Source organism: Streptomyces sp. NPDC048197 (assembly GCF_043202395.1).
GTDB lineage: Bacteria > Actinomycetota > Actinomycetes > Streptomycetales > Streptomycetaceae > Streptomyces > Streptomyces siderophoricus.
Map to the genome: position 1 here is coordinate 48,050 of NZ_JBIDAJ010000027.1, position 25,058 is coordinate 73,107.

Annotated in this window: 26 protein-coding genes; 18 read left to right on the top strand and 8 right to left on the bottom strand. The window is 71.4% G+C overall.

Annotation, left to right across the window (positions count from 1 at the left end; genetic code table 11):
• Nucleotides 1–194: 194 nt before the first annotated feature.
• Complete coding sequence (locus ACGF4C_RS28770) at nucleotides 195–1,523, bottom strand: MFS transporter (protein ID WP_393569877.1); 1,329 nt, start codon at nucleotides 1,521–1,523, stop codon at nucleotides 195–197.
• A 134-nt stretch (nucleotides 1,524–1,657) separates the two neighbouring features.
• Between ACGF4C_RS28770 and ACGF4C_RS28775 the strand changes: the two genes are divergently transcribed.
• On the top strand, nucleotides 1,658–2,113 hold the full coding sequence (locus ACGF4C_RS28775; RefSeq protein ID WP_393569879.1) for a DUF4442 domain-containing protein: 456 nt from the start codon (nucleotides 1,658–1,660) through the stop codon (nucleotides 2,111–2,113).
• A 370-nt stretch (nucleotides 2,114–2,483) separates the two neighbouring features.
• Nucleotides 2,484–3,134 (top strand): DedA family protein, encoded by a 651-nt coding sequence (locus ACGF4C_RS28780; protein ID WP_030413577.1) that lies wholly within the window; start codon nucleotides 2,484–2,486, stop codon nucleotides 3,132–3,134.
• Between the two features lie 88 nt (nucleotides 3,135–3,222).
• Here ACGF4C_RS28780 and ACGF4C_RS28785 read toward each other — a convergent pair whose 3' ends face one another.
• Nucleotides 3,223–3,432: a hypothetical protein gene (locus ACGF4C_RS28785; protein ID WP_393569882.1), complete on the bottom strand. Its 210-nt coding sequence runs from the start codon at nucleotides 3,430–3,432 to the stop codon at nucleotides 3,223–3,225.
• A 114-nt stretch (nucleotides 3,433–3,546) separates the two neighbouring features.
• Nucleotides 3,547–5,784: an AAA family ATPase gene (locus tag ACGF4C_RS28790; protein ID WP_393569884.1), complete on the bottom strand. Its 2,238-nt coding sequence runs from the start codon at nucleotides 5,782–5,784 to the stop codon at nucleotides 3,547–3,549.
• A 329-nt stretch (nucleotides 5,785–6,113) separates the two neighbouring features.
• On the opposite strand from ACGF4C_RS28790, the gene ACGF4C_RS28795 reads away from it, so the two are divergent.
• From ACGF4C_RS28795 to ACGF4C_RS28835, 9 genes are all read left to right on the top strand, one after another.
• On the top strand, nucleotides 6,114–7,109 hold the full coding sequence (locus tag ACGF4C_RS28795) for an alpha/beta hydrolase (RefSeq protein ID WP_393569886.1): 996 nt from the start codon (nucleotides 6,114–6,116) through the stop codon (nucleotides 7,107–7,109).
• A gap of 127 nt (nucleotides 7,110–7,236) precedes the next feature.
• Nucleotides 7,237–7,593 (top strand): DUF4333 domain-containing protein, encoded by a 357-nt coding sequence (locus ACGF4C_RS28800; protein ID WP_393569888.1) that lies wholly within the window; start codon nucleotides 7,237–7,239, stop codon nucleotides 7,591–7,593.
• Between the two features lie 582 nt (nucleotides 7,594–8,175).
• Nucleotides 8,176–9,390 carry an ATP-binding protein gene (locus ACGF4C_RS28805; protein WP_393569890.1) on the top strand — a complete coding sequence of 405 codons (1,215 nt, stop codon included), beginning with the start codon at nucleotides 8,176–8,178 and terminating at the stop codon, nucleotides 9,388–9,390.
• Nucleotides 9,387–9,800 (top strand): roadblock/LC7 domain-containing protein, encoded by a 414-nt coding sequence (locus tag ACGF4C_RS28810; RefSeq protein WP_030413583.1) that lies wholly within the window; start codon nucleotides 9,387–9,389, stop codon nucleotides 9,798–9,800. The genes ACGF4C_RS28805 and ACGF4C_RS28810 overlap by 4 nt, the downstream gene beginning before the upstream one ends.
• Nucleotides 9,797–10,177 carry a DUF742 domain-containing protein gene (locus ACGF4C_RS28815; protein WP_030413584.1) on the top strand — a complete coding sequence of 127 codons (381 nt, stop codon included), beginning with the start codon at nucleotides 9,797–9,799 and terminating at the stop codon, nucleotides 10,175–10,177. The genes ACGF4C_RS28810 and ACGF4C_RS28815 overlap by 4 nt, the downstream gene beginning before the upstream one ends.
• A complete protein-coding gene (locus tag ACGF4C_RS28820) occupies nucleotides 10,152–10,742 on the top strand; it encodes an ATP/GTP-binding protein (RefSeq protein ID WP_030413585.1) in 591 nt (196 codons plus the stop codon). Before ACGF4C_RS28815 ends, ACGF4C_RS28820 begins: the two co-directional genes overlap by 26 nt.
• 10 nt (nucleotides 10,743–10,752) lie before the next feature.
• Nucleotides 10,753–12,120, top strand: a complete 1,368-nt coding sequence (locus tag ACGF4C_RS28825) for a cytochrome P450 (protein WP_393569893.1) — start codon at nucleotides 10,753–10,755, stop codon at nucleotides 12,118–12,120.
• A 288-nt stretch (nucleotides 12,121–12,408) separates the two neighbouring features.
• Nucleotides 12,409–13,476, top strand: coding sequence for a cytochrome P450 (locus tag ACGF4C_RS28830; protein ID WP_393569895.1), 1,068 nt, complete (start codon nucleotides 12,409–12,411; stop codon nucleotides 13,474–13,476).
• A gap of 55 nt (nucleotides 13,477–13,531) precedes the next feature.
• A complete protein-coding gene (locus ACGF4C_RS28835) occupies nucleotides 13,532–14,296 on the top strand; it encodes an enoyl-CoA hydratase/isomerase family protein (protein WP_393569897.1) in 765 nt (254 codons plus the stop codon).
• Between the two features lie 101 nt (nucleotides 14,297–14,397).
• Here ACGF4C_RS28835 and ACGF4C_RS28840 read toward each other — a convergent pair whose 3' ends face one another.
• Entirely contained in the window at nucleotides 14,398–14,931 is a 534-nt protein-coding gene (locus ACGF4C_RS28840; RefSeq protein WP_393569899.1) for a gamma carbonic anhydrase family protein, read from the bottom strand.
• A gap of 137 nt (nucleotides 14,932–15,068) precedes the next feature.
• On the opposite strand from ACGF4C_RS28840, the gene ACGF4C_RS28845 reads away from it, so the two are divergent.
• The gene (locus ACGF4C_RS28845; protein ID WP_393569901.1) at nucleotides 15,069–15,839 is read left to right on the top strand and encodes an acyltransferase; all 771 of its coding nucleotides are present in this window, start codon (nucleotides 15,069–15,071) and stop codon (nucleotides 15,837–15,839) included.
• Nucleotides 15,840–15,860: 21 nt separating this feature from the next.
• On the opposite strand, the gene ACGF4C_RS28850 is transcribed toward ACGF4C_RS28845, so the two are convergent.
• A complete protein-coding gene (locus ACGF4C_RS28850) occupies nucleotides 15,861–16,730 on the bottom strand; it encodes an EamA family transporter (RefSeq protein ID WP_393569903.1) in 870 nt (289 codons plus the stop codon).
• Between the two features lie 105 nt (nucleotides 16,731–16,835).
• Here ACGF4C_RS28850 and ACGF4C_RS28855 point away from each other — a divergent pair, with 105 nt between their 5' ends.
• The 3 genes from ACGF4C_RS28855 to ACGF4C_RS28865 all read left to right on the top strand — a co-directional run bounded on the left by ACGF4C_RS28855 (nucleotide 16,836) and on the right by ACGF4C_RS28865 (nucleotide 18,813).
• Nucleotides 16,836–17,408, top strand: a complete 573-nt coding sequence (locus tag ACGF4C_RS28855; RefSeq protein WP_030413592.1) for a helix-turn-helix domain-containing protein — start codon at nucleotides 16,836–16,838, stop codon at nucleotides 17,406–17,408.
• A gap of 42 nt (nucleotides 17,409–17,450) precedes the next feature.
• Nucleotides 17,451–18,008, top strand: coding sequence for a YbaK/EbsC family protein (locus ACGF4C_RS28860; RefSeq protein WP_393569906.1), 558 nt, complete (start codon nucleotides 17,451–17,453; stop codon nucleotides 18,006–18,008).
• A gap of 82 nt (nucleotides 18,009–18,090) precedes the next feature.
• Nucleotides 18,091–18,813, top strand: a complete 723-nt coding sequence (locus ACGF4C_RS28865) for a hypothetical protein (protein ID WP_393569908.1) — start codon at nucleotides 18,091–18,093, stop codon at nucleotides 18,811–18,813.
• A 42-nt stretch (nucleotides 18,814–18,855) separates the two neighbouring features.
• On the opposite strand, the gene ACGF4C_RS28870 is transcribed toward ACGF4C_RS28865, so the two are convergent.
• The 3 genes from ACGF4C_RS28870 to ACGF4C_RS28880 form a co-directional block, all read right to left on the bottom strand.
• Nucleotides 18,856–19,356, bottom strand: coding sequence for a GNAT family N-acetyltransferase (locus ACGF4C_RS28870; protein WP_393569910.1), 501 nt, complete (start codon nucleotides 19,354–19,356; stop codon nucleotides 18,856–18,858).
• 25 nt (nucleotides 19,357–19,381) lie between these two features.
• Nucleotides 19,382–19,789, bottom strand: coding sequence for a CoA-binding protein (locus tag ACGF4C_RS28875; RefSeq protein WP_393569912.1), 408 nt, complete (start codon nucleotides 19,787–19,789; stop codon nucleotides 19,382–19,384).
• Nucleotides 19,790–19,950: 161 nt separating this feature from the next.
• Nucleotides 19,951–20,742 carry a type VII secretion system-associated protein gene (locus ACGF4C_RS28880; protein WP_393569914.1) on the bottom strand — a complete coding sequence of 264 codons (792 nt, stop codon included), beginning with the start codon at nucleotides 20,740–20,742 and terminating at the stop codon, nucleotides 19,951–19,953.
• A gap of 264 nt (nucleotides 20,743–21,006) precedes the next feature.
• On the opposite strand from ACGF4C_RS28880, the gene ACGF4C_RS28885 reads away from it, so the two are divergent.
• The 3 genes from ACGF4C_RS28885 to ACGF4C_RS28895 all read left to right on the top strand — a co-directional run bounded on the left by ACGF4C_RS28885 (nucleotide 21,007) and on the right by ACGF4C_RS28895 (nucleotide 24,970).
• Complete coding sequence (locus ACGF4C_RS28885; RefSeq protein WP_393569916.1) at nucleotides 21,007–21,633, top strand: YigZ family protein; 627 nt, start codon at nucleotides 21,007–21,009, stop codon at nucleotides 21,631–21,633.
• 199 nt (nucleotides 21,634–21,832) lie between these two features.
• A complete protein-coding gene (locus tag ACGF4C_RS28890) occupies nucleotides 21,833–23,368 on the top strand; it encodes an APC family permease (protein WP_393569918.1) in 1,536 nt (511 codons plus the stop codon).
• Nucleotides 23,369–23,431: 63 nt separating this feature from the next.
• Nucleotides 23,432–24,970 carry an alpha/beta hydrolase gene (locus tag ACGF4C_RS28895; protein WP_393569920.1) on the top strand — a complete coding sequence of 513 codons (1,539 nt, stop codon included), beginning with the start codon at nucleotides 23,432–23,434 and terminating at the stop codon, nucleotides 24,968–24,970.
• Nucleotides 24,971–25,058: the final 88 nt, after the last annotated feature.

The window sequence follows — 25,058 nt, forward strand, 5'->3', positions numbered from 1 at the left end:
GCTGTGGCCTCGGGCCGCTGTGGCCTTGTTGCGTGGCGTCATTGAGCTGGTTCGGTTGGTGCCTCGATTGCACCTCGCCTTCGGTGGTTGTTCGGTGGGGCTGGCTGGGGCTTGGGCTGGGTTGGGTGGGTTCTGCGTCGGTGCCTTTCGCCTTGGGGCTGGGCCGTGTGCGCCTCCTCTGTCTCCGGCAACGATTACTGAGCGTGGTTAGTTCCCGTGATTTTATCACTTTCAGTGACGGGCGTGGGAGGGGGAGGGGAGGGGGTGGATGGGGCGGGCGTCAGGGGTGGGGTGTTGCGGCGGGTGAGGTGGCGGATGTCGGGGACGCAGAGGACGGCGGCGGTGAGGAGGGCGATCAGGGCTGAGCAGGACCAGAGGGCGGCGGTGCGGCCCATGAGGTTCTGGACAGGACCGGCGAGGGCGGTGGCGAGAGGGATCATGGAGACCGAACCCAGCCAGTCGTAGGAAGAGACCCGGGAGAATTTCTCCTCGGGGATCTCCTGGTGCAGGGCCATCATCCACGTCACCGAGAAGACCTCGATCGCGATGCCGGTGCCGAACATGAGGGCGGTGAGGCCGGGGGCCGGCAGCGGGATGGCGAGTGCGGCGGACGGGAGGGCGAGTGGGAAGACGCACAGTGCGCCGGTCAGTAGGAGGCGGCGCGGTTTGATGCGGGTCATGAGGAGGGCGCCGATCGCGGTGCCCGCACCGAAGGCGGCCAGTGCCAGGCCCCACGGGCCCGGGCCGCCCAGATGTTCTTCGGCGACCAGTGGTCCGTAGACCGCCTCGGCTGCCGACACCACCGCGTTGACGATGGAGAACTGCACCACCACCGCCCACAACCACGGGCGCGAGGCCACCTCGCGCCAGCCGTCCCGCAGATCGTGGAGGATTCCGCCGCCCGCGGCCCGTTCGGGGATGCCGCGGACGTCGAGGAAGGCGCGTAGCGCCCCGGCCAGGGCGAACGCGGTGGAGTCGACGGCCAGCACCCAGCCGGGGCCCACCGCGGCGACCAGCGCGCCTCCGAGTGCCGCGCCGCCGATGTTCGCGCCGCTCATGCCCATGCGGAACACCGCGAACGCGCGGCCCGCCTGCTCCCCGGAGACGCTGGCGAGCAGCATGCCCTCGGAGGCCGGGGCGAAGAAGGCCTGCCCGGTGCCGCCGAGCGCGGCCAATACGGCCATCTGCCACAGGCGGGGCTGTCCGGTCAGGACGAGCAACGCGAACAGGCCCTGCGAGATACAGCTGAGGGTGTTCGCGGCGACCATGACGTGGTGACGGGGGAGTCGGTCGGCGACCGCGCCGCCGATCAGCAGGAAGAGGACGAGGGGGATCGTGCGGGCGGCGGCGACCAGTCCCACGTCGGTGGCGGAGCCGCCGGCGGCGAGGACCGCGAAGGCGGTGGCGATCAGCGCGCCCGAGCTGCCGAGGTTCGCGATCACTGTGGCTCCGGTAAGGAGCAGATAGTTACGTCCCGCCCAGCTGGGGCGCGTCCTCGCGTTGTGCAGTTGTCCTGGCCGCATGGGTGTCAACGATATGGGGGGGAAGGGGTGGGAGGGGGGCGGAATAACGGTGGATGAGGGCTCTTGGTGGTGCGCGGGGGCGGGCTTGATCGGGGGCCTTCACAACTAAGCTACCGATAGGTAACATCGTTGGTATGTCCTCCGAGACCCTGCCGTCGATCGGCGAAATGATGGCGGCCTCCGTGCCGATGGTGCGTACGCTGAACCTTGAGTTCACCGAGACCAGCCCCGAGCGCGCCGTGGTCCGCATGCCCGACCAGTCCGACTTCCACAACCACGTGGGCGGGCCGCACGCCGGAGCGATGTTCACCCTCGCCGAGTCCGCGAGCGGGGCCATCGTGATGACGGCGTTCGGCAGTCAGCTCGGCAGGGCGGTGCCGCTGGCCGTGCGTGCGGAGATCGGCTACAAGAAGCTCGCCATGGGGCCGGTGACCGCGACCGCGGAGCTGGGCCGCCCGGTGGCCGAGGTGATCGCCGAGCTCGACGCCGGTGGGCGCCCGGAGTTCCCCGTCAACGTGGTCATATCGCGCGAGGACGGCGCGGTCACGGGCGAGATGAGCATCGTGTGGACCTTGCGGCCGAACAGCTGACTCGGCGTAGCTGATTCGGCACCGCACAGCTGATTCGGCCTGCATGGCTGATTCGGCTCCGCGCTTTACGGGTACCCGCTCCGGCGCATTGGCGTCCTTGGCGGGTACCTGGTTCTTCGCGGGTGCCTGTTTCCTCCGTTTCTTTCCTCTCCTTTCCTCGCGGGATTTGCCCTCCTCCGGCTTGCTTTCGTGGGCAGCTCGGTGCGCCGGGAGCCGGATGTTGCTGACCGTACGCGGATTCGGCCCTCGGACGGTGCGATCGAGTACGCTGCCCGGGCGCCCTGCGGCGCGTCAGGGGAACGACCGGCACCGGTGTCAGGGACACGGAGCCACGGCCCACGGGGGCCCTCAAACAGCGGAGGATTCGGCGGTGCACATCCAGGAGTGGCTCGAGACCGTACCGGCCGTGAGCGTCTATCTCCTGGTGGGGGTGGTCATCGGGCTGGAGAGCCTGGGAATTCCGCTGCCCGGCGAGATCGTCCTGGTCAGTGCCGCGATCCTCGCCGCGACCCAGGACCACATCAATCCGTTCGTGCTCGGCGCCTGCGCCTCTGTCGGCGCGATCGTCGGCGACTCCATCGGCTATCTGATCGGCCGCAAGGGCGGCCAGCCCCTGTTGCAGTGGGCCGGCCGTAAGTTCCCCAAGCACTTCGGCCCGGACCATGTCGCGATGGCGGAGTCGAAGTTCGACAAGTGGGGCATGTGGGCGGTCTTCTTCGGTCGCTTCATCGCGCTGCTGCGTATCTTCGCCGGTCCGCTCGCCGGCGTGCTGAAGATGCCGTACTGGAAGTTCCTGATCGCCAATGTGCTCGGCGGCATCATCTGGGCCGGTGGTACGACGGCGCTGATCTACACCGTGGGCATGGTCGCCGAGCCGTGGCTCAAGCGGTTCTCGACATGGGGGCTGGTGGCCGCCGTGCTGTTCGGCATCGGCTCCTTCCTGCTCATGAAGGTTCGGGCGAAGAAGGCGGCTGCGGCCCGCGAGGCAGAGGAGACGCGGGTTGCCGCTACGGTCGACTGAGTCACTGAGTCACTGAGTCGCTGGGTCACTGGTGACTGAGTGACTGAGCGGCTCCGCCACTGGGTCAACAGTCAGGCTCGTCCTGGCCTCACGACATCAGCCAGACGTCAGGGCCGCCGTCACGCCATTCAAAAACTCCGGTGTCGTCCCAGACGAACTTGGTGGTGCAGAAACCCGCGCGGCGCAGTATCGCGGCCACGTCACCGGGGCGCAGCGCCCGTCCCAGATCCTGACCGTAGAGCGTCACACGGCGGCCGCCGGAAGACGGGGGATGAACGATCACGGGGGCGCGCTTCATGTCCTCAGGATGCGATCGGGCACACCCCCTCGCATCCCGAAAGCGACCGCTGTTTCACTCATCGTGACCATCGTGGCCCCTCGTAACGGACGCTTCGCCACCGCTTTACCAGGTTCACCCCGCGTAATCCCCGGCCCGGCGGTCCCGGTTCGTGGCCGCGTTTCCGTCCCGTCCCGTGGGGTGATGGTGTTGCCACCACTGTTCGCCCGTCGTGGGGTCGGGTGGTGCGCTGCCGCTGCGTACCGCGCGGCGCAGACCGGTGAGCATGTGGTGGGCGCCGGTGATGAACAGGGGGTCGCCGACGAGTTTCTTGGCCATCAGGGCCTTGCGGCAGGCCCGTAGTGCTGCCGCTGGATCGCCGTGGGTCCGTTCGGCCAGGGCCTGGGCGTAGAGGATCGTCGAGTGGAGCCAGAAGTCGCCGTCGGAGTGCCGGGCCTCCCAGGCACGGTACGCCGCCGTCTTGGCGCGCGCCGCGTCGTGCGGTGCCAGGGTGATCGCGAGCAGTGCCCAGCTGTGTGCCGGGCCCGGGCCGAACCACGGGTCCCGGGAGTGGTGCCGGGCGGCCTCCTCCAGACACGCCACGGCCGTCGCGGTGTCCTGGCGGTACAGGGCCAGTACGGCGTGGGCGTGTGCGATCCGGGCCAGGCCGTCGGAGTCGGCGTGCATCACGGCCGACCGCCACGCCTGGTCGAGCAGGCTCTCCGCAGTGGCGGTGGCATGTTCCTGCGCCGCCAGATAGCCGGCCAGCCACAGCGCCCGGGCCCGTAGCGCGGTATCGTCGCGGGAGAGCAGCAGCAGCCGTTCCAGATGGGCGCGCCCCTCTTGCCGGTAGCCGCAGGCCGCCCAGTGGAACCACAGGGAGACCGCGATCTCCAAGGCGCCGAGCGCATCCTCGGCGTCCTGTGGGGGACGGGTCAGCGCCGCGTCGAGGTTGTGCTGTTCGTCCTCGACGAGACGTACCGCGACCTGCTGGTTCGGTCCCTGCCAGGTGATCTGGGCCTCGGCTGCCAGGGCCGCGCACGCCTGCCGGAACCGGCGCCGGGCCGCGGCCTCCTCACCCGCCTCGCGCAGCTGTGCCCGCCCGAAGTCGCGGGCGGCACGCGGGAGTCGGTAACGGGGTGGCAGTGCGACCCCGGTGTCCGGATGCGCACCGCCCGCCTCCCGTACGCATTCGACCACCGAGGCCCTGCGCAGCCGCTCCAGCGCGCCGTCGACGGCCGCTGCAGGAACGTCACTGCTGGTACAGACGCAGCCGGCGAGCCACGGGTCGAAATCACCGGGGAGGACCGAGAGCCGGGCCCAGACCCGGCGGTCGGTGGGCGGGCAGAGGGCGTAGCCGGCGGCGTGCGCGGCGTAGAGCGAGGTGTGCCGTACGGTCGCCGCCGGCCCCGAGTAGAACAGCGCACCGTCGGCGCCTACCTGGACGGCGAGTTGTGGCAGTGACATCCGGTCGAGTTGGTGCGCGGCCAGGGCGATCGCCAGGGGTGAGCCCTCCAGCGCCTGGCATACCGTCACCAGCAGCTCGGGCGCCGCGGGGCCGGTACGGGTGGCCAGGAGCTCGACGGCCGGCCCGGCGATGCCCTCGCCGAGCGTCACCGGCAGCGGTGCGATCGCCGCGACCCGCTCCTCGGGGAGCCCCAGCGGACGGCGCGCGGTCGCCATGATCCGCAGCCCTGGGTCGGCCTGCAGCAGCCGGCGGACGAGTTGTGCGCACTCGTCGAGCACCGGGTCGCAGTCGTCCAGCAGCAGGGTCAAGCGGTGCCGCCGGAAGTGTGCGGTGAGCGCCTTGAGGGTTGCATCTCCCGGCGGGGAAGCGGGAGTTGGGGCCGTCGACCGCTCTGGCCGTTCAGGCTGCTCCCCCCGATCCGTCCGCCCTGGCCGCTCCTCCCGCTCCCCCTGTTCGCCCTGCTCCGTCCGCCCCGGCCGTTCCCCTTGCTCCCCCTGCGCCGCCTGCTCGCCCTGCTCCGTTCGCCGCGACCGCTCCCCTCGCCCCGCCCGCCGATCGGTCCGTCCGCGTCCCCTGTTGCTGACGCAGGGGTGTGCCGTGCGGAGGGCGAGGGCGCGGGCGGCCTCGCGGGCGGTGGCGGGGTCAGGGAGGCCCGCCGCGCGCAACAGGGCGTCGGTGACGCCCCTGTCGGCCGGTCCGTCCCAGCAGGCCACCCGTACCACGGTGCCGTCGTGCCGGGCGGTGTGCTCCTCCAGGACGGCGCGGGCCAGCACGCTCTTGCCCACCCCGGCGGGCCCGGTGAGGGTCACCAGCGGAGCGGTGTCCAGCAGTCCGGACAGCTGCTGGTGCTCAACGGCCCGTCCCACTACGCCGGGAAGGGGCGGGCGATCGGGCCAGGCGGTCATCGGTCATCCCAACTACGGCGCGGCGGCGCGCCCTTGCTCGGTACGGCACGGCGGTCGCGGCCGTGCGATCCAGCTCTCCACGATGCCAGAACCGACCGTCCGGTAAACACGGAGCGGCCTTACCGAACGGGGGAAACCAGGGCGGTGGCTTTGACGTGGCGGGCCGTCCCCTGGAGGCGGGAAAGGGAACCTGCAGGTCATCTGGGGGCAGGGCAAGCGCCGGGGGTTCGCGGGGCGAACGTAAAATGGTGTCTTTCGACGGGTGCCGTGGGCCGTGGTGGCGATGTGACCGTCCCCGGCCGGCGCCCAGGACCGAGGAGATCGTCCCGATGAAGCGCGTGTTCCTCAGCGCTGCGACAAGTGTGGTGGCCATGGCGATCCTGGCCGGTTGTGGCGGTGGGGTGGACACCGTCGATGCGTCGGGGGTCCCACGGTTACCGGCCCGTGCCGCGGACGCGATCAACGGCGCGCCCCGGGTGGTGCCGCCGCGCGGGCCGCGCTCGGTCTTCACGCCCTTCCGTACGACCGGGGACGACGGAACCCAGGTCGTCAGGACGACGTGGCACGGCCGCAAGTCCGGGTTCACCGGTGACATCTGGGCGTGGGTGCCACCGCAGTACCAGCAGCCCCGGTACGCCAAGAGCGGCTTTCCGGTGCTGATCGCCCTACCGGGTGCGTACGGCTATCCCTTCAACTACTGGGCGGGGGCGCCGTTCGCACTGGAGGAGCGGATCGCGGAGTGGTCGCGGGAGGGCAAGACGCTCCCGTTCATCGTCGTGATGCCGGTGCTCAACCCGGAGCGGAAGTACTACGACGGCAGCGACATCCCGGGGCAGCCGAAGATGGGCACCTGGTTGACCGAGGACGTGCCGGACTTCGCGCGGGCCAACTTCCGTACGTACGGAAGCCGTGACGGCTGGGCCTTCATGGGGTCGTCGTCCGGGGGGTTCGCGGCGCTGAAGGCCGTGCTGAAGCAGCCGCGGACGTTCAAGGCGGCGATCGTCAACGGGCCGGACACCGCCCCTGATTCGCCGATGTGGAAGGGGTATCCGGCGGAGATGCGCGCCAACGACCCCCGTCATCTGGCGCGCGTGCTGGCGGCGCGCCGGGAGCCGGAGGTCTATCTGGCCTTCGAACTCGGCAGCAGGGAGGCCGCGGTTCCCGATGTGAAGCGCTTCATCAGGGACTACACCGGTGGGTCGATCCACTCGACGTTGTTCGAAATACCGGACGGTGTGCACAGCGCGCACACCTACCTCCAGCGGATGCCCGAATCGCTGCACTGGATCAGCGAGCAGCTGCAGGGGCCCGTACCGTCGGCCTGACGCACCGCCGCCTGGGTGGCCGCACGGTGGGGCCCCGGTGTTGCCGCGCTCGGCCGGGTGGTGAGAATGGTGCGTGTCCCGGCCGTGGGTGCGGCCGGGTGTCCGTATGCCCGCTGGAAGGAGAGTCGTGCGGTATGTGCGAGCGGCCGGGCTGCTGCTGGCCGGTTCGGCTCTGCTGGCGGGCAGCTTCGCGGCCGGTGAGCGGTGGCTGGGGGAACGGGACGCGACCAGCGAGGTGCACGGCGTGACCGATGCCGTACCGCGTGACGAGGTGGCCCGCTCCATCTCGGGTCATCTGTCGCTGCCGGTGATCCTCAAGGGGCCGCGCTCGGTCGACTGCGCGCAGGACCTGCAGGCGGTCGAGGGCGCCCGGACCCACTGCACCGCCCATTACCTGCGCGGGACGGACCGCGGCATGACCGTACGTGTCGTCCGGGTGCGCGGCGGCGAGATCACGTACGTGCATGACGCCCCGCACCGCTGAGTGCAGTCCCTCCCGCCCACGTCACCGGGGGGCGCCGGGCCGGGAGTTGGGCTGCGCCGGCAGCCGGCATGCCCCGTTCCGCGATGCCCTTACGTCCGCTGCCGCCTCCGTTGCCTCCGATGCCTGCCGCTTCCCGCCTGGGCCCTTCCTTCTTCGCTCGCGCCCGTTGCGATCGCTACGGCCGCGGGAGCCGGTGACCTGCTAACGGTTCGTCAGGAAGTGGCCGAGCGGGTTGCCGCGGGACCGGCCACGGCGCCCAATGGACCCAAAGCGGGCCATTGTTGAATCTCCTTCAGGTGGATAACAGTTCACATCACCGTTGTACGACGGACGTTGACGTGATGCTAAGATCATCGCACTTGCCAACGGGGTAGTCACCTGCTATGGCAAGAAAAGAAATCCGCGCATTGGCCTATGAAAATCGCCACCCCCGGGGAGAACGATGCCATTAGCCGGCCTTTTGATGGCTCTCTGGCAGGCGACTGCGCGCGGCCGTTCACGTATGTCAGGGATGGTGAGTGATGCTGTGCACCGCAGTCCGGCATACGACATCCGGTGGCTCCGTCGTCCGAAGAGAGTCCTATGACGCCATACTTCCAGGATCCAGCGCTGTGGGCATTGGTCGCTGGCACTCCTGTCGCCGCAACCGCGATTGTTCGCGGACGAATGAAGATCGCGGAGCTGAGAAAAGAGAAGGTCGAACTCAAGCAGCACTACGCGAATCTTGAGGACCACTACGCGGAGGCCGTGGAGGAGGCGAAGGACCGGGCCGAAGAGGCCACCAAAACCACTCTGAAGGCCGCCATGCGGACCCTGCAAGGTCTGGCGAGTGAGCAGCAGCTGGCGATTTCCAAGCTGCAGGAGACATATGGCGAGCACAAGATCCTGCAGGATCTGCTCGACATCGACCACATGAATTCGCAGTTCGCGCGGCGGGCCCAGTCCATCGCCGTGCTCTGCGACGGCTGGCTCGGCCGGCGCCGCCAGGACGCCTCGCTCTACGACGTGGTCCGCAGCGCGAAGGGACGTATTCGTCACTTCACGCGCGTCGAAATCCGGTCGCAGAGCCATTTCGGCATCGTGAGCCGTGCCGTGGAACCGGTGGCGCTGGTGCTCGCCGAACTGCTGGACAACGCGACCAGCTATTCGGCGCCCGAGACGGTCATCGAGATCAATATCCGCCCGGTGCCCAAGGGTGTCTGCATCGTCGTCGACGACGCCGGTGTCGGCATGAACGAGGAGGAGAAGGCGCGGGCCGCCCGGCTGCTGTCCAGCGAGAATTCCGCGAGCGTCTCCAGCCTCGGTAATCCGCCGCAGTTCGGTTTCACCGTCATCGGTGTGCTCGCCGCCCGGTACGGCTTCAGCGTCTCGGTCGACTCCACTTCTCCGTACGGCGGCGTGCGCGCGGTCGTCCTGCTCCCCGACGATCTGCTCACGTCCCTGCACGAGCCCGAGGAGAGCCCTGCCGTGGCCGCGTCGCCCCCGTTGCCTCCCGAGAATCGTCCTGGTCAGACCGCTGATGTCGGCGCACGTGGCTACCGCGGGCCGGCCCCGTCGGCCCCTGCCGCGCCGCCCGCTCCGGCCGCCGCACCGGCGGAGCCGGAGACCACCGCGGGCGGGCTGCCCAAGCGCCGCCGTCGCGGGGCGATATCCATCGTGCCGGCCGAGGCCGAGAGTGACCGGACTCCGGCCCGGGACAGCGCAAGGGCCGCATCCGTGATGGGTGCATTCCAGCGCGGCACCCAATCCGGCCGTCGATCCACCAATGCAAGCAATGAAGGGCATGAGGTTCAGTGAACTACGATCTGTCGTGGATGCTTGACAGTGCTCTGGAATTGCCCGAAGCGCAGCATGCCATTCTCGTCTCCGCCGACGGCCTTCTCATGGCCCGTTCGAAGGACGTCGGCCGGGATCACGCCGACACCGTCGCCGCCGCCATGAGCGGAATGCAGTCACTGAGCCGTACGGTCGCCGACTTCTGCAACGGCGGCGCGCCCACGGTCCGTCCGCAATGGCGTCAGACACTGGTGGAATTCGACCACGGCTGGGTTTTCCTGATCTCGGCCGGCGAAGGCGCCTATCTTGCGGTTTCGGCATCACCCGACGTCGACATGGCGGAGATCACCTTCCGCATGCAGCAGCTGGTCGGCCAGCTCGGTAAGGCACTGACCAGTCCGCCGCGTGAGAGGGCCGATATCCAGCCATGACGACCGATGACGAGCCGGAGCTGGAACAGGAAGCAGCTGAATTAGTACGGCCGTACGTCATCACCAACGGCCGTGACCTCCTTGATGATCAGGAGTTCTCGCTGATCACCCTGGTCACCGTGCACCCGGAACCGCCCCGCACCAGGCCGCTCGACCCCGAGCGGCTGAGCGTACTCGACCTCTGTTCGGGCGGTTTCCTGTCCATCGCCGAAATTGCCGGGCACACCCGGCTTCCGATGGGCGTCGTCAAGATTCTGGTGTCCGACCTCGTACACGAGGGTCACCTTTGTTCCCGGGCGCCCGTACCCAGCGCCCAGCTTGTCGACCGGAAAATTCTTGAGGAGGTGCTGCATGGGCTCCAGGCCCGCTTTGGATGACGGCGTGTACCTGCGCAATTCGGTGCAGACCGCGGCGAAGATCCTGGTGGTGGGGCACTTCGCCGTGGGGAAAACGACGTTCATCGGGACGATGTCGGAGATTCCTCCGCTGCGTACCGAAGAGGTAATGACCCAGGCCGGCCAGGGAATTGACGACCCGAAGGGCGCGCCCGGCAAGACCACGACGACCGTCGCCATGGACTTCGGCCGGCTCACCCTCAGCGACCAGCTGGTCCTGTATCTGTTCGGAACGCCCGGGCAACAGCGCTTCGTTCAGGTGTGGGAAGACATGACGCGCGGGGCGCTCGGGGCGCTGGTCCTGGTGGACCCCCAGCGTCTTGAGGAGTCCTTCCCTGTCATGGACCTGGTGGAACACTACGGAATCCCGTACGCCATCGCCGTGAACCGCTTCGACGGGACCCCCGCGCATTCGGTCGACGAGATCCGCGAGGCGCTGGACCTGCTTCCCGAGACGCCCGTTGTCCACTGTGACGCGCGGGACCAGCGTTCTTCGGCAGATTCCCTGATCGCGCTCGTCCGCTATCTCCAGTCCCGCCTCAACTAGGAGTTCAGGCATGCATTCTCATTCGGAATTCGAGACTCCGCCGCCGGGCTGCCCGGCCCATGCCGATGGCATGAGAACGTCCCTGTACGGCCCGGAATTCGCCGCGGACCCGCACGGTTTCTACGAGCGTCTCCGGCAGCACGGCCCCGTCGCCCCCGTCGAGCTCGCTCCCGGGGTGGAGGCGGAACTCGTCACCGACTACGCCACCGCGCTCCAGGTACTCCAGAACCCGGACACCTTCGCCCGTGACTCCCGCCGCTGGCGCGCCCTGAACGAGGGCCGGGTACCGCTGGACAGCCCGGTGCTGCCGATGATGATGTTCCGGCCGAACTGCATGTTCTCCGACGGTGCCGACCACCTGAAGCTGCGCCAGGCCGTGACGGACAGCTTCGCGCGCCTGGACATGCACCGGGTGAGCCGGCACGTCGACCGGGTCGCCGCCTACCTGATCGACCAGTTCGGCTTCCGCGGTAAGGCCGACCTGATCAGCGACTACGCCCAGGTGCTGCCCCTGCTGGTCTTCAACGACCTGTTCGGCTGCCCCGCGGAGCTCGGCGACCGGCTGATCAGCGCCATCTCCAACCTCTTCGACGGCGTCGATGTGGAGCGGGCCAACGAGGCCATGGCAGGGGCGCTCTTCGAGCTGGTCACGCTGAAGCGCACCAGCCCCGGTGAGGACATCACCTCCTGGCTGATGCAGCACCCCTCGCAGCTGTCGGACGAGGAGATGGTCCACCAGCTGGCCCTCCTCATCGGGGCGGGCACCGAGCCGGTGCAGAACATCATCGGCAACGCGCTGCGCCTGCTGCTGTCCGACGAGCAGTTCGCCGACGGCCAGCAGGGCGCCGGCGTCCTGGTCGAGGACGCCATCAACGAGGTGCTGTGGAACAGCCCGCCGATCGCCAACTACGCCACCCACTACCCGGTCCACGACGTGGAGATCTCCGGCACCAAGCTGGCGGCCGGCACGCCGGTCCTGATCAGCTTCGCGGCGGCCAACGCGGACCCCAGCCTGTCCGCCTCACGGCAGACCTTCAGCAAGCGGGCCCACCTGGCGTGGGGCGCCGGAACGCATGCCTGTCCCGCCAAGGACCCGGCACTGCTCATCTCCATCCGGGCCATCGAGAAGCTGCTGAACACGCTGCCCGACGTCGAGCTGGGCGTGCCGGCGGACACCCTGACCTGGCGTCCCGGCCCGTTCCACCGCGCTCTCATCGCGCTGCCCGCCCGTTTCACCCCGGTGCGCCACACACGCGGTGAGGCGACCCCGGGCGGCGCCAGCGGCCCACGACAGGGAGACCCGTCGGCCCAGCAGCCCAAGGGCAGGTCACAGAAGGGAAGCTGGTGGAGCGGCTTTCTCAACTGGTGGCGTGTGTGACGTTGCTGACAGAGTAAATGTTCGTTGACCGCATGAATGTTCAAGCTCGGGGGTATGCAGCGTTGGCGTTTACTGTGTGATCTTCTGGAAGAAGGTGTCGCTGTGGAGCCCGCTCTGGCCACTGCCCCCGTTGACCGGCGCAGCGTGGTTTCGCTCTTCTCCCGTCTGCGTACGGGCGATGGTCAGGCAAATCCCTTGCCCTGGTATGTGAAGCTCAGGGAAATGGGGGATATCGTCCCGGCACCTTGGGGCGGGCACCTGGCGACTTCTTACGCACTGTGCCACCAGGTGTTGCGCAGCAGATCGTGGCGGGTGCCGGACAGCGGCTGGCGGGCCCGCCAGGTCGATGCGGCGCGCTGGAAGGCGCCCGCATCACGCCAGATGGGCGGCACCCTGCCCATGCTCAACCCGCCGGACCACACCCGGATGCGGCGGTCGGTGGGAAATGTTTTCGACCGCCATTCCCTGGCGCTGATGAAGGGTTCCATCGAGCGTACGGTGCATCGACTGCTCGACCGCCTGGACGAAGAACTCGCCTTTGGCACAGCCGATTTCTGCGCACTGGTCAGCGACGAATTGCCGGTGATTACCATCGGCGAATGGCTGCAACTCCCGCCGTCCGATTACCCGTTGCTGCGGTCGCTCACGCACGACCAGGTATTCACCCAGGAGTTGTTCCCGACCCGAAGTCAGCTCGCGCTTTCCGACCGGGCCACCGGTCAATTGCGGGAGTATTTCACCGCGCTGATCCGTGACCGCAGGAGGAATCCCGGGACCGACCCGGTCTCGTCCTGGCTCGCCGTCTGGGACGACCTCGAACCCGACCGGGCGGCCGCCGACGAGGCCGTGTTCCACCTTGCGCTGTTCATGGTGCTGGCGGCGCTGGAGACCACCGCCCACGTCCTCTCCGGGGCGGTCCGCCTGCTCCTGGAGCACCCGCGCCAACGGGACTGGCTGCGCACCCGTCCCGAGCACATACCAGGCGCCATCGACGAGGTCCTCCGCTACGACGCCCCGATACACATGATCAGCCGGGTCGCTCCGGAGGACACCGTGCTCGCCGGGGTCACCGTCCGCGAGAACGAGATGGTGCAGCTCATGGTCGGCGCCGCCCACCACGACCCGCGTCAGTACGCGGACCCCGAACTCTTCGACATCCGCCGGCGGTCCCCCCACCTCAGCTTCGGCGGCGGCATCCACTTCTGCCTCGGCAACGCGCTCGCCCGTATGGAGGCGGAGTGCCTGCTCACCGCGTTGCTCCAGCGCCTCCCCGGCCTGCGGCTCGCGGGTGCGCCCCTCTGGGCGTCCCGGGTGGCCTTCCGCCGCCTGATCACACTTCCGGTCGCCCGTGCCTGAGTCGCCCGGTGGACCGGGCTCCCACGCAGCGTGGAACAACGAACAAGGAACCGCCATGATGCACGACTTCAAGTCCCTCCTCGTGTCCCGGGAAGGGCCCGTTCTCCGGGTGCAGTTGAACTGCCCGGAGACCGGCAACGCCATTTCCGGACCGATCCTCGACGAGCTGCTCGCGGTCCTGGGGGCCCTGGACGACGAGACCGGCATCAGGGTGCTGATCCTCTCCGGCGCGGGCGACGACTTCTGTCTGGGCGGCGACCGCGCGGAATTCCCCGCCCTGCTCGCGGCCGACCCGAGTGGTGTGGAGCTGCGGGCGCTCGCCAACAAGGCCCGCCGGGTGTGTGACGCCCTCGCGACCACCGATGTCGTGACCATCGCGCGGCTGCACGGCGGCGTGGTCGGGGCCGGTGTGGGGCTCGCCGTCTTCTGCGATCTGCGGGTCGGCGCGGACAACTGCCGCTTCCGGCTGCCCGAGCTGGGCCTGGGCGTGCCGCCCGCCTGGGGCGGCATCATGCCGCGGCTGCTCAGCGAGGGAGGCGCCGCCAGGGTGCGCGAGCTGATACTGACGGCCGACAACTTCGACGCCGTCACCGCGCAGGAGCTCTGCCTCCTCCACAAGGTCGTCCCCGAGGATCAGCTCGACAGCACCGTCACGCGCTGGACCAAGCCGCTGATCCGCCGGTCGCCCGCGGCCCTGCGGACCGCCAAGCTCATGATGAACGGGTACGCGGGCGCCCACCGCCTCGCGGACGCCTCCCTCTTCGACGCCGAGCTGCTGTCGTCGGCGCTCACCGTCGCCGCCTCCGTCGGACGTCGCTGAGGTTCCTCCGCGGCGTCGCCGAGGCCCGCCCCAAGCCCTCGCGACGCCCCCGGCCGCGGCGCGGTCCCCACGCCCGCCCGCGGCCCCCGCCCCGGCGTGCCTCAGTCCTCCGCCGTCGCTTCCCGGTGCGCGGCCGCCAGCTCCAGGTACATCGCCGCATTGACCCGGATCATCTCGCGCTCCTCGGCGGTCAGTTCCCGCTTGACCTTCGCCGGTACGCCGGCGACGAGGGAGCCGGGCGGCACCTGCATGCCCTGCGGGACCAGTGCCTGGGCGGCGACCAGGGAGCCGGCGCCGATGTGGGCGCCGTTCAGGACCGTGGCGCCCATGCCGATCAGGACGTCGTCCTCGACGGTGCAGCCGTGCAGCACCGCGTTGTGGCCGACCGAGACCCGGTCGCCGACGGTCACCGGGAAGCCCGGGTCGACGTGGACCGTGCAGTTGTCCTGGATGTTGCTGTCGGTGCCCAGCACGATCGGGCCGCAGTCGGCCCGCAGCACCGCGTGGTACCAGACGCCGGCGCCCGCGGCGAGGGTGACCTCGCCGAGCACCACGGACGTCGGGGCGGTGAACGCCGTCGGATCCACCTTCGGCTCCTTGCCGCCCACCGCTGAAATCAACGCCCGTTCCGCCATCTTGGATCTCCTCGCCGTTTGTGCGCCGCGCCCCCTGCACCGTAGACGACCCACGGGCCGGCGGACCGGGCCGTCGGCCGGTGGGGCGAAGATCACAGCCCGGCGCGCGGTCCGGCGCCCGGGGTGCTGAGTACGGTGTGCGGGTGCCGATAAACCAGAACGTGTTCTCGTCCTTGGCGGCCTGGCGGCGCCGGGCCGTGTCGCGCGCCGTCCACCGCGGCGCGCGCTGGGTGCGGGAGGCCGCGGCCGTCACGGCCGGCCGGCCGGGCCCGTACCGCTTCCGCCGGATCGGCACCGGCACCCGGCTCGCGTTCCCGCAGGGCACCGTCTTCGGCGACCCCTGGATCGAGATCGGCGACCACTGCATCATCGCCCAGGACGTGACGCTCACCGCGGGCATGATGCCGGACCTCGACCTCGGCCCGGAGCCGATCCTCACGCTGGGGAACGGTGTGGTCCTCGGCCGCGGCAGTCATGTGATCGCCGATGTCCGGCTGACGATCGGCGACGACTGCTTCTTCGGCCCCGGTGTGTACGTCACCACCACCAACCACAGTTACGACGACCCCGAGGTGCCGGTCGGCAAGCAGTGGCCGCGCACCGACCCGGTCAGCATCGGCCCCGGCAGCTGGATCGGCACCGGTGCGGTCATCCTGCCCGGCGCCCGGCTGGGCCGGAACGTGGTGGTCGCGGCCGGTGCCGTGGTGCGCGGCGAGGTGCCCGACCACGCGGTGGTCGCCGGCGCGCCCGCCAAGGTCGTCCGCCGCTGGGACCCGGCTACGGGCTGGCAGCCGCCGCTGCGCACCCCGGCGCCGGTGCCGATCCCGGAGGGCGTCACACCGCAGCAGCTGCTGGCGCTGGGGGAGTGGGCGGCAAAGGAGGCCGCGGCGCCCGCCGGGGAGGCGTAGCGGCCGCGGCCCGACGGGGTGTCAGCCGCCGGAGGCGAGCAGGACCGAGCCGACCAGCGCCAGGGAGGCGCCGGCCGTCTGTACGGCCCGCATCCGCTCCTTGAGGACGCCGAGCGCGGCGAGCGTGGTGACGACGGGGTAGAGGGAGGCGAGCACCGCGGCCATGGTGACCGGGCCGTGCTGGGCGGCGAGGGAGTACGTGCCGTTCGCGGCGACGTCCGCGATGCCCACGAAGGCGAGCATCGGCAGCGAACCCGTCAGGGCCGCGAACCCGCCCTCGGGCAGCGCCGGGGTGCCGCGCCGCACCGCCGCGTACAGGGCGGCCCCGCCGACCGCGACATTGCACACCCGCTGGACGAAGAGCGCGAGGAACAGCCCGGTCACGGTCGTGGACGCCTCGGATATCAGCGCCATCACCGCGCCGAAACCGAGCGCCGAGACCAGCGTCAGCACGATCGTCTGGCGGGCGATGGACGCGCCGCCGATCTTCGGGCCGCCGGCCAGCAGGACCCCGACGACCGCCACGACCATACCGGCGCCCTGCAGCAGCCCGGGCCGTTCGCCCGCCACGATGCCGACGCCGAGGGGTACGAGCACGGTGCCGAGCGCGGCGAGCGGGGAGACCACGCCCATCGGTCCGAGCGCCAGGGCGCGGTAGAAGCAGAGCATCGCGGCCGGGCCCACGACGCCCGCACCGACCGCGAACCACAGCTGCGGACCGACCTCCCGAAAGCCACCGGTCGCCACCACGATGGCGCCCAGGACCACGGCGGCCAGGGTTTGCGAGACGACCACGACGGTCAGCGCCTGGAATCGTCGGGTGAGCAGTCCGCCCCCGAAGTCGGCGAGCCCCCAGAGGAGACTGGTGGCCAGGGCGAAGACCGCTGTCATGGTGAAACCTCGCAGTACAGTGAACCGGACGCTGAAGTACACCACACCGTAGTCCAACAAAATGAACTGCGGCATCTAATTTATTAGCCCCGACTTGGACGGACCGTGACGGACCTCGACCAGCTCACGCAGTCGCTCGCCCGCAACCTCAAGCACTGGCGCGCCGAGCGCGGCTTCACCCTCGACGCGCTGGCGGCCCGCGCCGGCGTCAGCCGCGGCATGATCATCCAGATCGAGCAGGCCCGTACCAACCCGAGCGTGGGAACCACCGTCAAGATCGCCGACGCGCTCGGCGTCAGCATCACCACCCTCCTCGACTACGAACAGGGCCCCCAGGTCCGCATCGTCGGGCCGGGCGAGGCGGTCCGCCTGTGGTCCACCGAGGCGGGCAGCTTCACCAAGCTCCTCGTCGGCGGCGAGGCGCCCGGCCCCTTCGAACTGTGGGACTGGCGGCTGATGCCCGGCGACGGCAGCACCTCCGACCCCCATCCGCCCGGCACGGTCGAACTGCTCCACGTCCGCGCCGGCACCCTCACCCTCGTCGTCGACGGGGTCGACCACACGGTGCCGGCCGGCGCCTCGGCGACGTTCGAGGCCAAGGTCGCGCACGGCTATCGCAACGACGGAACCGAACCGGTCGAGATGACCATGTCCGTGATCATCCAGCCCGCCCGCTGAGACGGTCGTACGGCGACCGGCCGCGGCTGTTAACTTGGCGCCATGCCCGTCCCGATGGATGCCTTTGACGAGGTCCGGCCCGCCGTCGAGTGCCTGGACCTGCTGACCGAGCCCGTTGCCGCGGCGATCCGCGCCTGGAGCGGCTCCGTACCGGTCGAGGAACTCCGCTTCGTCGACACCGACCCGGCCATCGCGGACACCGCCCTGCTCGTCGAGCACTACGGCCCCTGGCTGCTGGAGCAGTCGGCGAACTGCGTGGTGGTCGCCGGCAAGCGCGGCGGCGAGACCACCCTGGCCGCCTGCGTCGTCCTCTCCCACACCCGCGTCGACGTCAACGGCGTGGTCCGCCGCCAACTCGGCGCGCGCAAGGCGTCCTTCGCGCCGATGGACCGGGCGGTCGGCGAAAGCGGTATGGAATACGGCGGCATCACCCCCGTCGGCCTGCCCGCCGGCTGGCCGCTGCTCGTCGACGCCGCCGTCGCCGACACCCCCTACGCCCTGATCGGCAGCGGCAGCCGCCGCGGCAAGCTCATCGTCCCCGGCAAGGCCCTGGCCGAACTCCCCGGCGCCACGGTCCTGGACGGCCTGGGCATCGCCTAGTGGCGGCCTGCCGGCTCCGTCCGGGCACCCGGCCGGGCCATGGCGGCGCCGCCTGTCAGTGCCGGCGCCTACCCTGCGGCACATGACGATCGACGACGAGAGGCTGACGCGGCTGCGGGCCGCCGCGACGGCCGGTGAGGCCGAGGCCGCCTTCGCGCTGGGGCGGCTGCTGTGCCTGACGGCCACCGGCCCGGCGGACGCGCCGGAGGACATCGAGGGCCCCGGGCAGAGCTGGCCGGAGGAAACCTGGCTGCGGGCGGCCCTCGGCATCCGTCCCGGGCACGTGCCCGCCATGACCCTGCTGGCCGGCCGGCTGGTCCAGCAGATCGACTTCTGGCAGAACATGCGCGAGCTCAACCCCGAGGCCGCCGAGGCGTTCGGAGAGGACGAGACCACCCTCGCGCGGCGGCAGGCCGAGGCGGACGCACTCCTCGCCCGGGCAGCCGCCGCCGGGCCCGCGCACCACCCCGCCGGGCCGTACAGCTTCTACGTGCTGGACGACACCGGCTGGAGCGGCTCGGCCGCGCACTGCGTGACGCTCGTCGCCTCCCGCCCCGAAGAGCTGCGCTGGGCGTGCGACCAGTGGTTCTCGGTCGTCGGCGGCTGCGGGCTGAGCGGGGCGCCGACCCTCACCACGTACGCGCACGGCGAGCGGACGAGCGTCATCCACCTCGCCGCACACTTCGACCGGACCGTCGACTGGGGCACCGTCCCCCTTCCGCCGCTGACCGGCGAGGAGTTGCCCGCCGGGCTGCCGGTGCCGGGCAGCGGCCTCCCCTACGGCTTCGCGGCCCGGGTGGACTAGGGCCGGTGCCTCCGGGCGGGCCGGGGCGGGCCGTGTGCCCGCTCAGCCGGCCTTCCGCCGCACGCCCGCGCGCAGGTCCAGCGACAGCGGTGTGGAGTGCTCGTGGAACCCCAGGCTGCGGTACAGCGGTTCGGCGCCGTCCGTGGCGTGCAGGTCGACGCGGCTGACGCCCTGCTCGGCGAACCAGTCGAGCAGGGCCTCGGTGGTGGCACGGGCATAGCCGCGGCCCCGATAGCGCGGGTCCGTACAGACGTTGAAGACGAAGCCGAAGCGGCCCGAGGGATGGCCCGGCGCGGGCAGTCGCTGCTCCACCGTCCCGACCGCACACGCCGCCAGATGCGGCGCACCGGCCGCCTCGTCGCCCGCCACCACGAACGCACCCAGGCGCGCCTCCGGCCCGGACAGCAGCCGGCGCGCCACCGCCTCCGCCTCCTGCTCCCAACTGCCGGGCCGGTCCTCGCCGTTCATCGCCTGGAACATCAGACGGCGCAGCCGGACCAGTTCGGCGGCGTCCTCGGGGACGGCGGCCCGTATTTCGCTCATGTACGGACGCTAGCGGACGCCCGGCTCAGCCCAAACGCGGTATCTCAATGGCCGGACAACGATCCATGACCATGTCGAGACCGGCATCGCGCACGCGGTTCCAGGCCCCCTCGTCGACCACGCCGAGCTGGAACCAGACGGCCTTCGCGCCGGCCGCCACGGCCTCGTCCGCGACCGACCCCGCCAGCTCGCTGTTGACGAACACATCGACCACGTCGACCGGGAACGGGATCGCGTCGAGCGAGGGGTAGCCCGGCTCGCCGTGCACCGTCTCGGCCTTCGGGTGCACCGGAACGATGCGCTTGCCGTAGCGCTGCAGCACCTCGGCCACGCCGTACGCGGCACGCCGGTCGTTGTTCGACAGGCCCACGACGGCCCAGGTGTCGCCGAGCTCGGTGAGGATCCTGCGGATCGTACTGGGATCGCCGTACACGCACTGCCTCCTGCTCAGGGAAGGTTCTCGTGCGGATCAACGGCCGGCACCGCCGGAAGATTCCCGCCCGGGCCACGGCGGGCGCGGCCGTGGACGCAGGCGCCCCGCCCGAAGGGGAAGGCGGGCGGGGCGGGTTCTTTAGTGCGGCGGGGCGGAGGCGGTCAGCGGCGGGCGCGGACGACGGTGCCGCCGGCCAGTCCGGCGCCGACGACGGTGCTGCCGGTGGCGGCCCGGGCCGGCTTGCCGATCGCCCGGCCGCCGCCCACCGGTTCGACGCCGCCGGCCCCGGTGCCGGGCCGCAGCGCCCCGTTCGCGGCCGCGCCCCGGGCCTCCTCGGGCGCCTCCGCGGACGTCCCGGCCAGCGCGGCACGCAGTTCCTCGGTGTCGACCAGCATGCTCACCGGCCCGGTCGGGTTCAGGTACAGCGCATGGCCGGGCGGAAGCTGGTCGACGAGGTCGGCCACCGGACGGCGGTCGTACAGCAGCCGGCCCACCGACTCCAGGTAGCCCTCCGAGGTGTAGACCGGGATCACCGGGGTGCCCTCGGGCGAGGCGGCGGCCAGCGGGGTGCCGGTCGCGGTGACCAGGACGGACACCTCGGCCCGCGCCAGCGCCTCGGTGACGTCCTGGCCGGGCCCGTAGCCGGTCGCGGCCAGCTGCACCGCGCGGTCCACCGGGTCGGCCGGCTCCGACCACTCCAGCATCTGCGGCGACGGCCGGTACTCCGGGTTGTCCCGCCACTCCTCGATCTCGCCGGTCGGCCCGGACCGCCACTGCCCGATCAGCGCCCAGAGGGGCGGCGGTCCCTCGCCCTGCCAGGTCAGGTCCACCAGGGCCAGCCAGTGGTCGGGTGCCTCGCGTGCCGCCTCGACGACCTCCGGCGGGGGCTCGGGCATGTCCTCGCCCGTCAGCGGCTCGCCCGCCGTCATCGCCGACTGTGTGCTCTCTTCCATGCAGCCCTCCGCCAACCCGCCGTTCCGTTCCTGCGCGTACGCGCGGGGCCCCGGAAACACGAGGCTCTCGCACTGGCCTCACCCTGCCCACGGCCGGCCCCGACGTCTCCCCGACGCACCGTGCGGACGGGGCGGGTACGCCGCCTGGCCGTGCGGACTGCGCCCGTCCGGCGGACCCCCGTGCCCTTTTGGCGGACGGTCCAGCGCGGCGCGGGCCGCCGGGACCCGGAGCCCGTTGTCACAGGGGCCGCATAGGCTGGAGCGATGCAGGAGCAGTACCGCACGCTCGCGCGCGAGGGTGTCCACGAGATCGAGATCAACAAGTCCCGCTTCGTCTGCGCGCTCGCGCCCGTCGCGGACGAGACCGAGGCGCAGGACTTCATCGCGCGCATCCGCAAGGAGCACCCCACCGCACGCCACAACTGCTGGGCGTACGTCCTCGGCGCCGACGGCGGCGTGCAGAAGGCCAGCGACGACGGCGAGCCGGGCGGCACCGCGGGCGTCCCGATGCTGCAGATGCTGCTCCGCCGCGAGGTGCGCTACGTCGTCGCGGTCGTCACCCGCTACTTCGGCGGCATCAAGCTCGGCGCCGGCGGGCTGATACGCGCCTACGGCGGCGTCGTCGGCGAGGCCCTGGACGCGCTGGGCACGGTCACCCGGCAGCGCTTCCGGCTGGCCACGGTCACCGTCGACCACCAGCGGGCCGGCCGGGTCGAGAACGACCTGCGGACCACCGGCCGCGCGGTGCGAGAGGTGACGTACGGGGCGGAGGTGCGCATCGAGGTCGGGCTGCCGGAGGCCGAGGTGGCGGCGTTCCGCGCCTGGCTCGCGGACGCGACGGCCGGTACCGCCCGGCTGGAGCTCGGCGGCGAGGCGTACGGGGAGCTCTGATCGGCGGCGCGGCCTGCGGGGGAGGCGGCCGGGCGCGGCGGTCGCGGTGACGTCCGTCCGCGGCCGCGGCGGAAAGTCCGGTCCGTACCGGTGCGCGGCGGTGCCGGGCGTGTCAGCCTGTGGCGCGGCGACCGGTGCCGCACCGGCGAGCGGCGGGGGCGAAAAGCTCCGCCGGGCCGGCACGAGAAGGGGGCCGCCGATGCCTGAACTCCTCGACGAACGGGCGGGATTCGTCCGCCGGATCGGCCTGTTCCAGGCCACCGCCATCAACATGAGCCAGATGTGCGGCATCGGTCCGTTCGTCACCATCCCGCTGATGGTGGCCGCCTTCGGCGGACCGCAGGCGGTCATCGGATTCCTCGCCGGCGCCGTCCTGGCGCTCGCGGACGGGCTGGTCTGGGCCGAACTCGGCGCCTCGCTGCCCGGCGCCGGCGGCAGCTACGTCTACCTGCGGCAGGCGTTCCAGTACCGCACCGGCAAGCTGATGCCGTTCCTGTTCGTCTGGACGGCCATGCTGTTCATCCCGCTGGGAATGTCCACCGGCGTGATCGGCTTCGTGCAGTACCTCGGCTATCTGTGGCCGGGGATGAGCCAGGGGCAGGGCGATGCCGTCGGACTCGTGGTCACGGTGGGCATCGTGGTGCTGCTGTGGCGGCGGGTGGAGCGCATCGCCCGGCTCACCGTCGTCCTCTGGGTGGTGATGATCGCCGCCGTCGTCCTCGTCATCGTCGCCGCGTTCACCCACTTCAGCCCGGAGCGCGCCTTCACCTACCCCGCGCACGCCTTCGAGCTGACGGCCGGTCACTTCTGGGTGGGCTTCGCGGCCGGGCTGACCATCGGCATCTACGACTACCTCGGCTACAACACCATCGCCTACATGGGCGCCGAGATCCGCGATCCCGGGCGCACCGTCCCGCGCGCGATCATCGCCGCCATCCTCGGCATCATGGCCATCTACCTGCTGCTGCAGATCGGCACGCTCGGCGTCGTCGACTGGCGGGAGATGCTCGACCCGCACTCCAAGGCGTCCTCCTCCGTCGCCTCCGCCGTGCTGGAGCGGGCCTGGGGCCCGGGCGCGGCCCGCGCCGTCACCGTGCTCATCCTCGTCACCGCCGTCGCCTCCGTCCTCACCGGGCTCCTCGGCGGCTCCCGGGTCCCCTACGACGCCGCCCGCGACCGGGTCTTCTTCCGCCCGTACGGCACCCTCCACCCGCGCCACCGCTTCCCGGTGCTCGGCCTGCTCACCATGGGGACGGTGATGGCGGCCGGCTTCCTCCTGGGCCGCCACACCGACCTCGCCACCATCATCCAGCTGCTCACCACCGTCATGGTGATCGTGCAGTCGCTGGCCCAGGTCGCCGCGGTCACCGTGCTGCGCCGCCGCCGGCCGGCCCTGCACCGCCCCTACCGGATGTGGCTCTACCCGCTGCCCGGGCTCGTCGCGCTCGTCGGCTGGCTGGTGATCTACGGCTACGCGGACCGCAACGCGCCCGGCCGGCATCCGATCGAATGGTCGCTGGCCTGGGTCGCGGCGGGCATGGTGGCGTTCCTAGGCTGGGCCCGCCGGGAGAAGGAGTGGCCGTTCGGCCCGAAGCGGATCGACGAGCGGTACCCGGAAGGGGACGAGCGCTCCCCGGAGGCGGACGGACCCGGCGACGGGCACCGGGACGGGCGCGGCGACGAGGGCGTCCGCCCGGCCGGGGGCGAGGCCGGCGCCGCCGGTGCCGGGGGATAACCCCACCCCGGGTCTCGTGGCTGCCGGATGGGAGTCCGGGCGCGCCCCAACCACCCTTGTCCCATGACCAGTTACCCACGACGCGCCCTCCTCCTCAGCCTCTCCGCCACGGCGGTCGCGGCCACCCTGACCGGCTTCGCCCCGCCCGCCCCCGCCCCCGCCGCCACCGGCGCGCCCACCCCCCTCGCCTGGCGGCCCTGTGCCCGGCCCGGCGGCCCCGCCGGGCAGGAGTGCGCCGACCTGGCCGTCCCGGTGGACTACCGGCACCCGGACGGCCCGCGGTTGACCGTTGCGGTGTCCCGGCTCCCGAGCGACCGGCCCGCGGCCCGGCGCGGCACCCTGCTGCTGATCCCGGGCGGCCCCGGCGGCTCGGGGGTGCAGCGGCTCACGCAGAAGGGGGAGGCGCTGCGCAAGGCCACGGCGGGGGCGTACGACCTGGTCGGTCTGGACCCGCGCGGGGTGGGCGGCAGCACCACGGCGAGCTGCGGCCTGGCGCCCGCCGACCGCTATCTGGTGACCCTGCGCTCCTGGCCCTCCCCGGACGGCGACATCACCGACAACGTGGCCCGCGCCCGGCGCGTCGCCGACGCCTGCCACCGCAACGGCGGCGCCGTCCTGCGCGGCATCTCCACCGCCAACGAGGTCCGCGACATCGACCGCTTCCGGCAGGCGCTCGGCGAGCGGAAACTCTCGGCCTGGGGCGTCTCCTACGGGACCTACGTGGGCGCCGTCTACGCCCAGAAGTACCCGCAGCACACCGACCGTTGGGTACTGGACAGCAGCGGCGACCCCGACCCGGCGCGGGTCGAGCGGGGCTGGCTGGCGAACATGTCGGCCGCCGCGGACGACCGGTTCCCCGACTTCGCGGCCTGGGCCGCCGACCCGGCCCGCGACAAGGACGGCCTGCGGCTGGCCGCCCGCCCCGAGGACGTCCGCCCGCGCTTCGTCGCACTGGCCGCGAAGCTGGACCGCGCGCCCAGGGAATCCAGCACCCCGTCCGTGCCACTGACCGGCAACGTGCTGCGGCAGGCGCTGCAGAACGCCCTCTACAGCGACACCTTCTTCGCGCCGCTGGCCCGGCTCGTCCGGCAGGCCCAGGACCCCGCCGCCCGCCCGGAGCTGCCCGCCGACCTGGCCCGGCCGCTGCCCGACCCCGGCGCCACCGGCATCATGGCGACCCTCTGCAACGACGTGCGCTGGCCGGCGTCGGTCCCCGCCCACCGGCGCGCGGTCGCCGCCGACCGGGCCCGCCACCCGCTCACCGCCGGCATGCCGGTGAACATCACGCCCTGCTCCTTCTGGAAGGACAAGCCGGACGCCCGGCCCACGCGGATCACCGACGACGGCCCGTCCAACGTCCTGATGCTCCAGAACCTCCGGGACCCCGCCACCCCCTACTTCGGTGCCCTGAAGATGCGGCGGGCCTTCGGTGACCGCGCCCGCCTGGTCACGCTCGACCACGGCGGCCACGGCGCCTACCTGACCAATGGCACCGCCTGCGGCGACCGCACGGTCACCACCTTCCTCACCACCGGCCGCCGCCCGGCCCACGACGTCCGCTGCACGGACCGCGCCACGCCGCCCGCGGCCGGAGCCCGGTAGCCGACGGCGGGCCGCCGGCGGCTACCCTGGGCACGGCCGGCCGGCGGACCCCGGACGGCGCACAGGACGGACCGGGAGGGGAATCGTG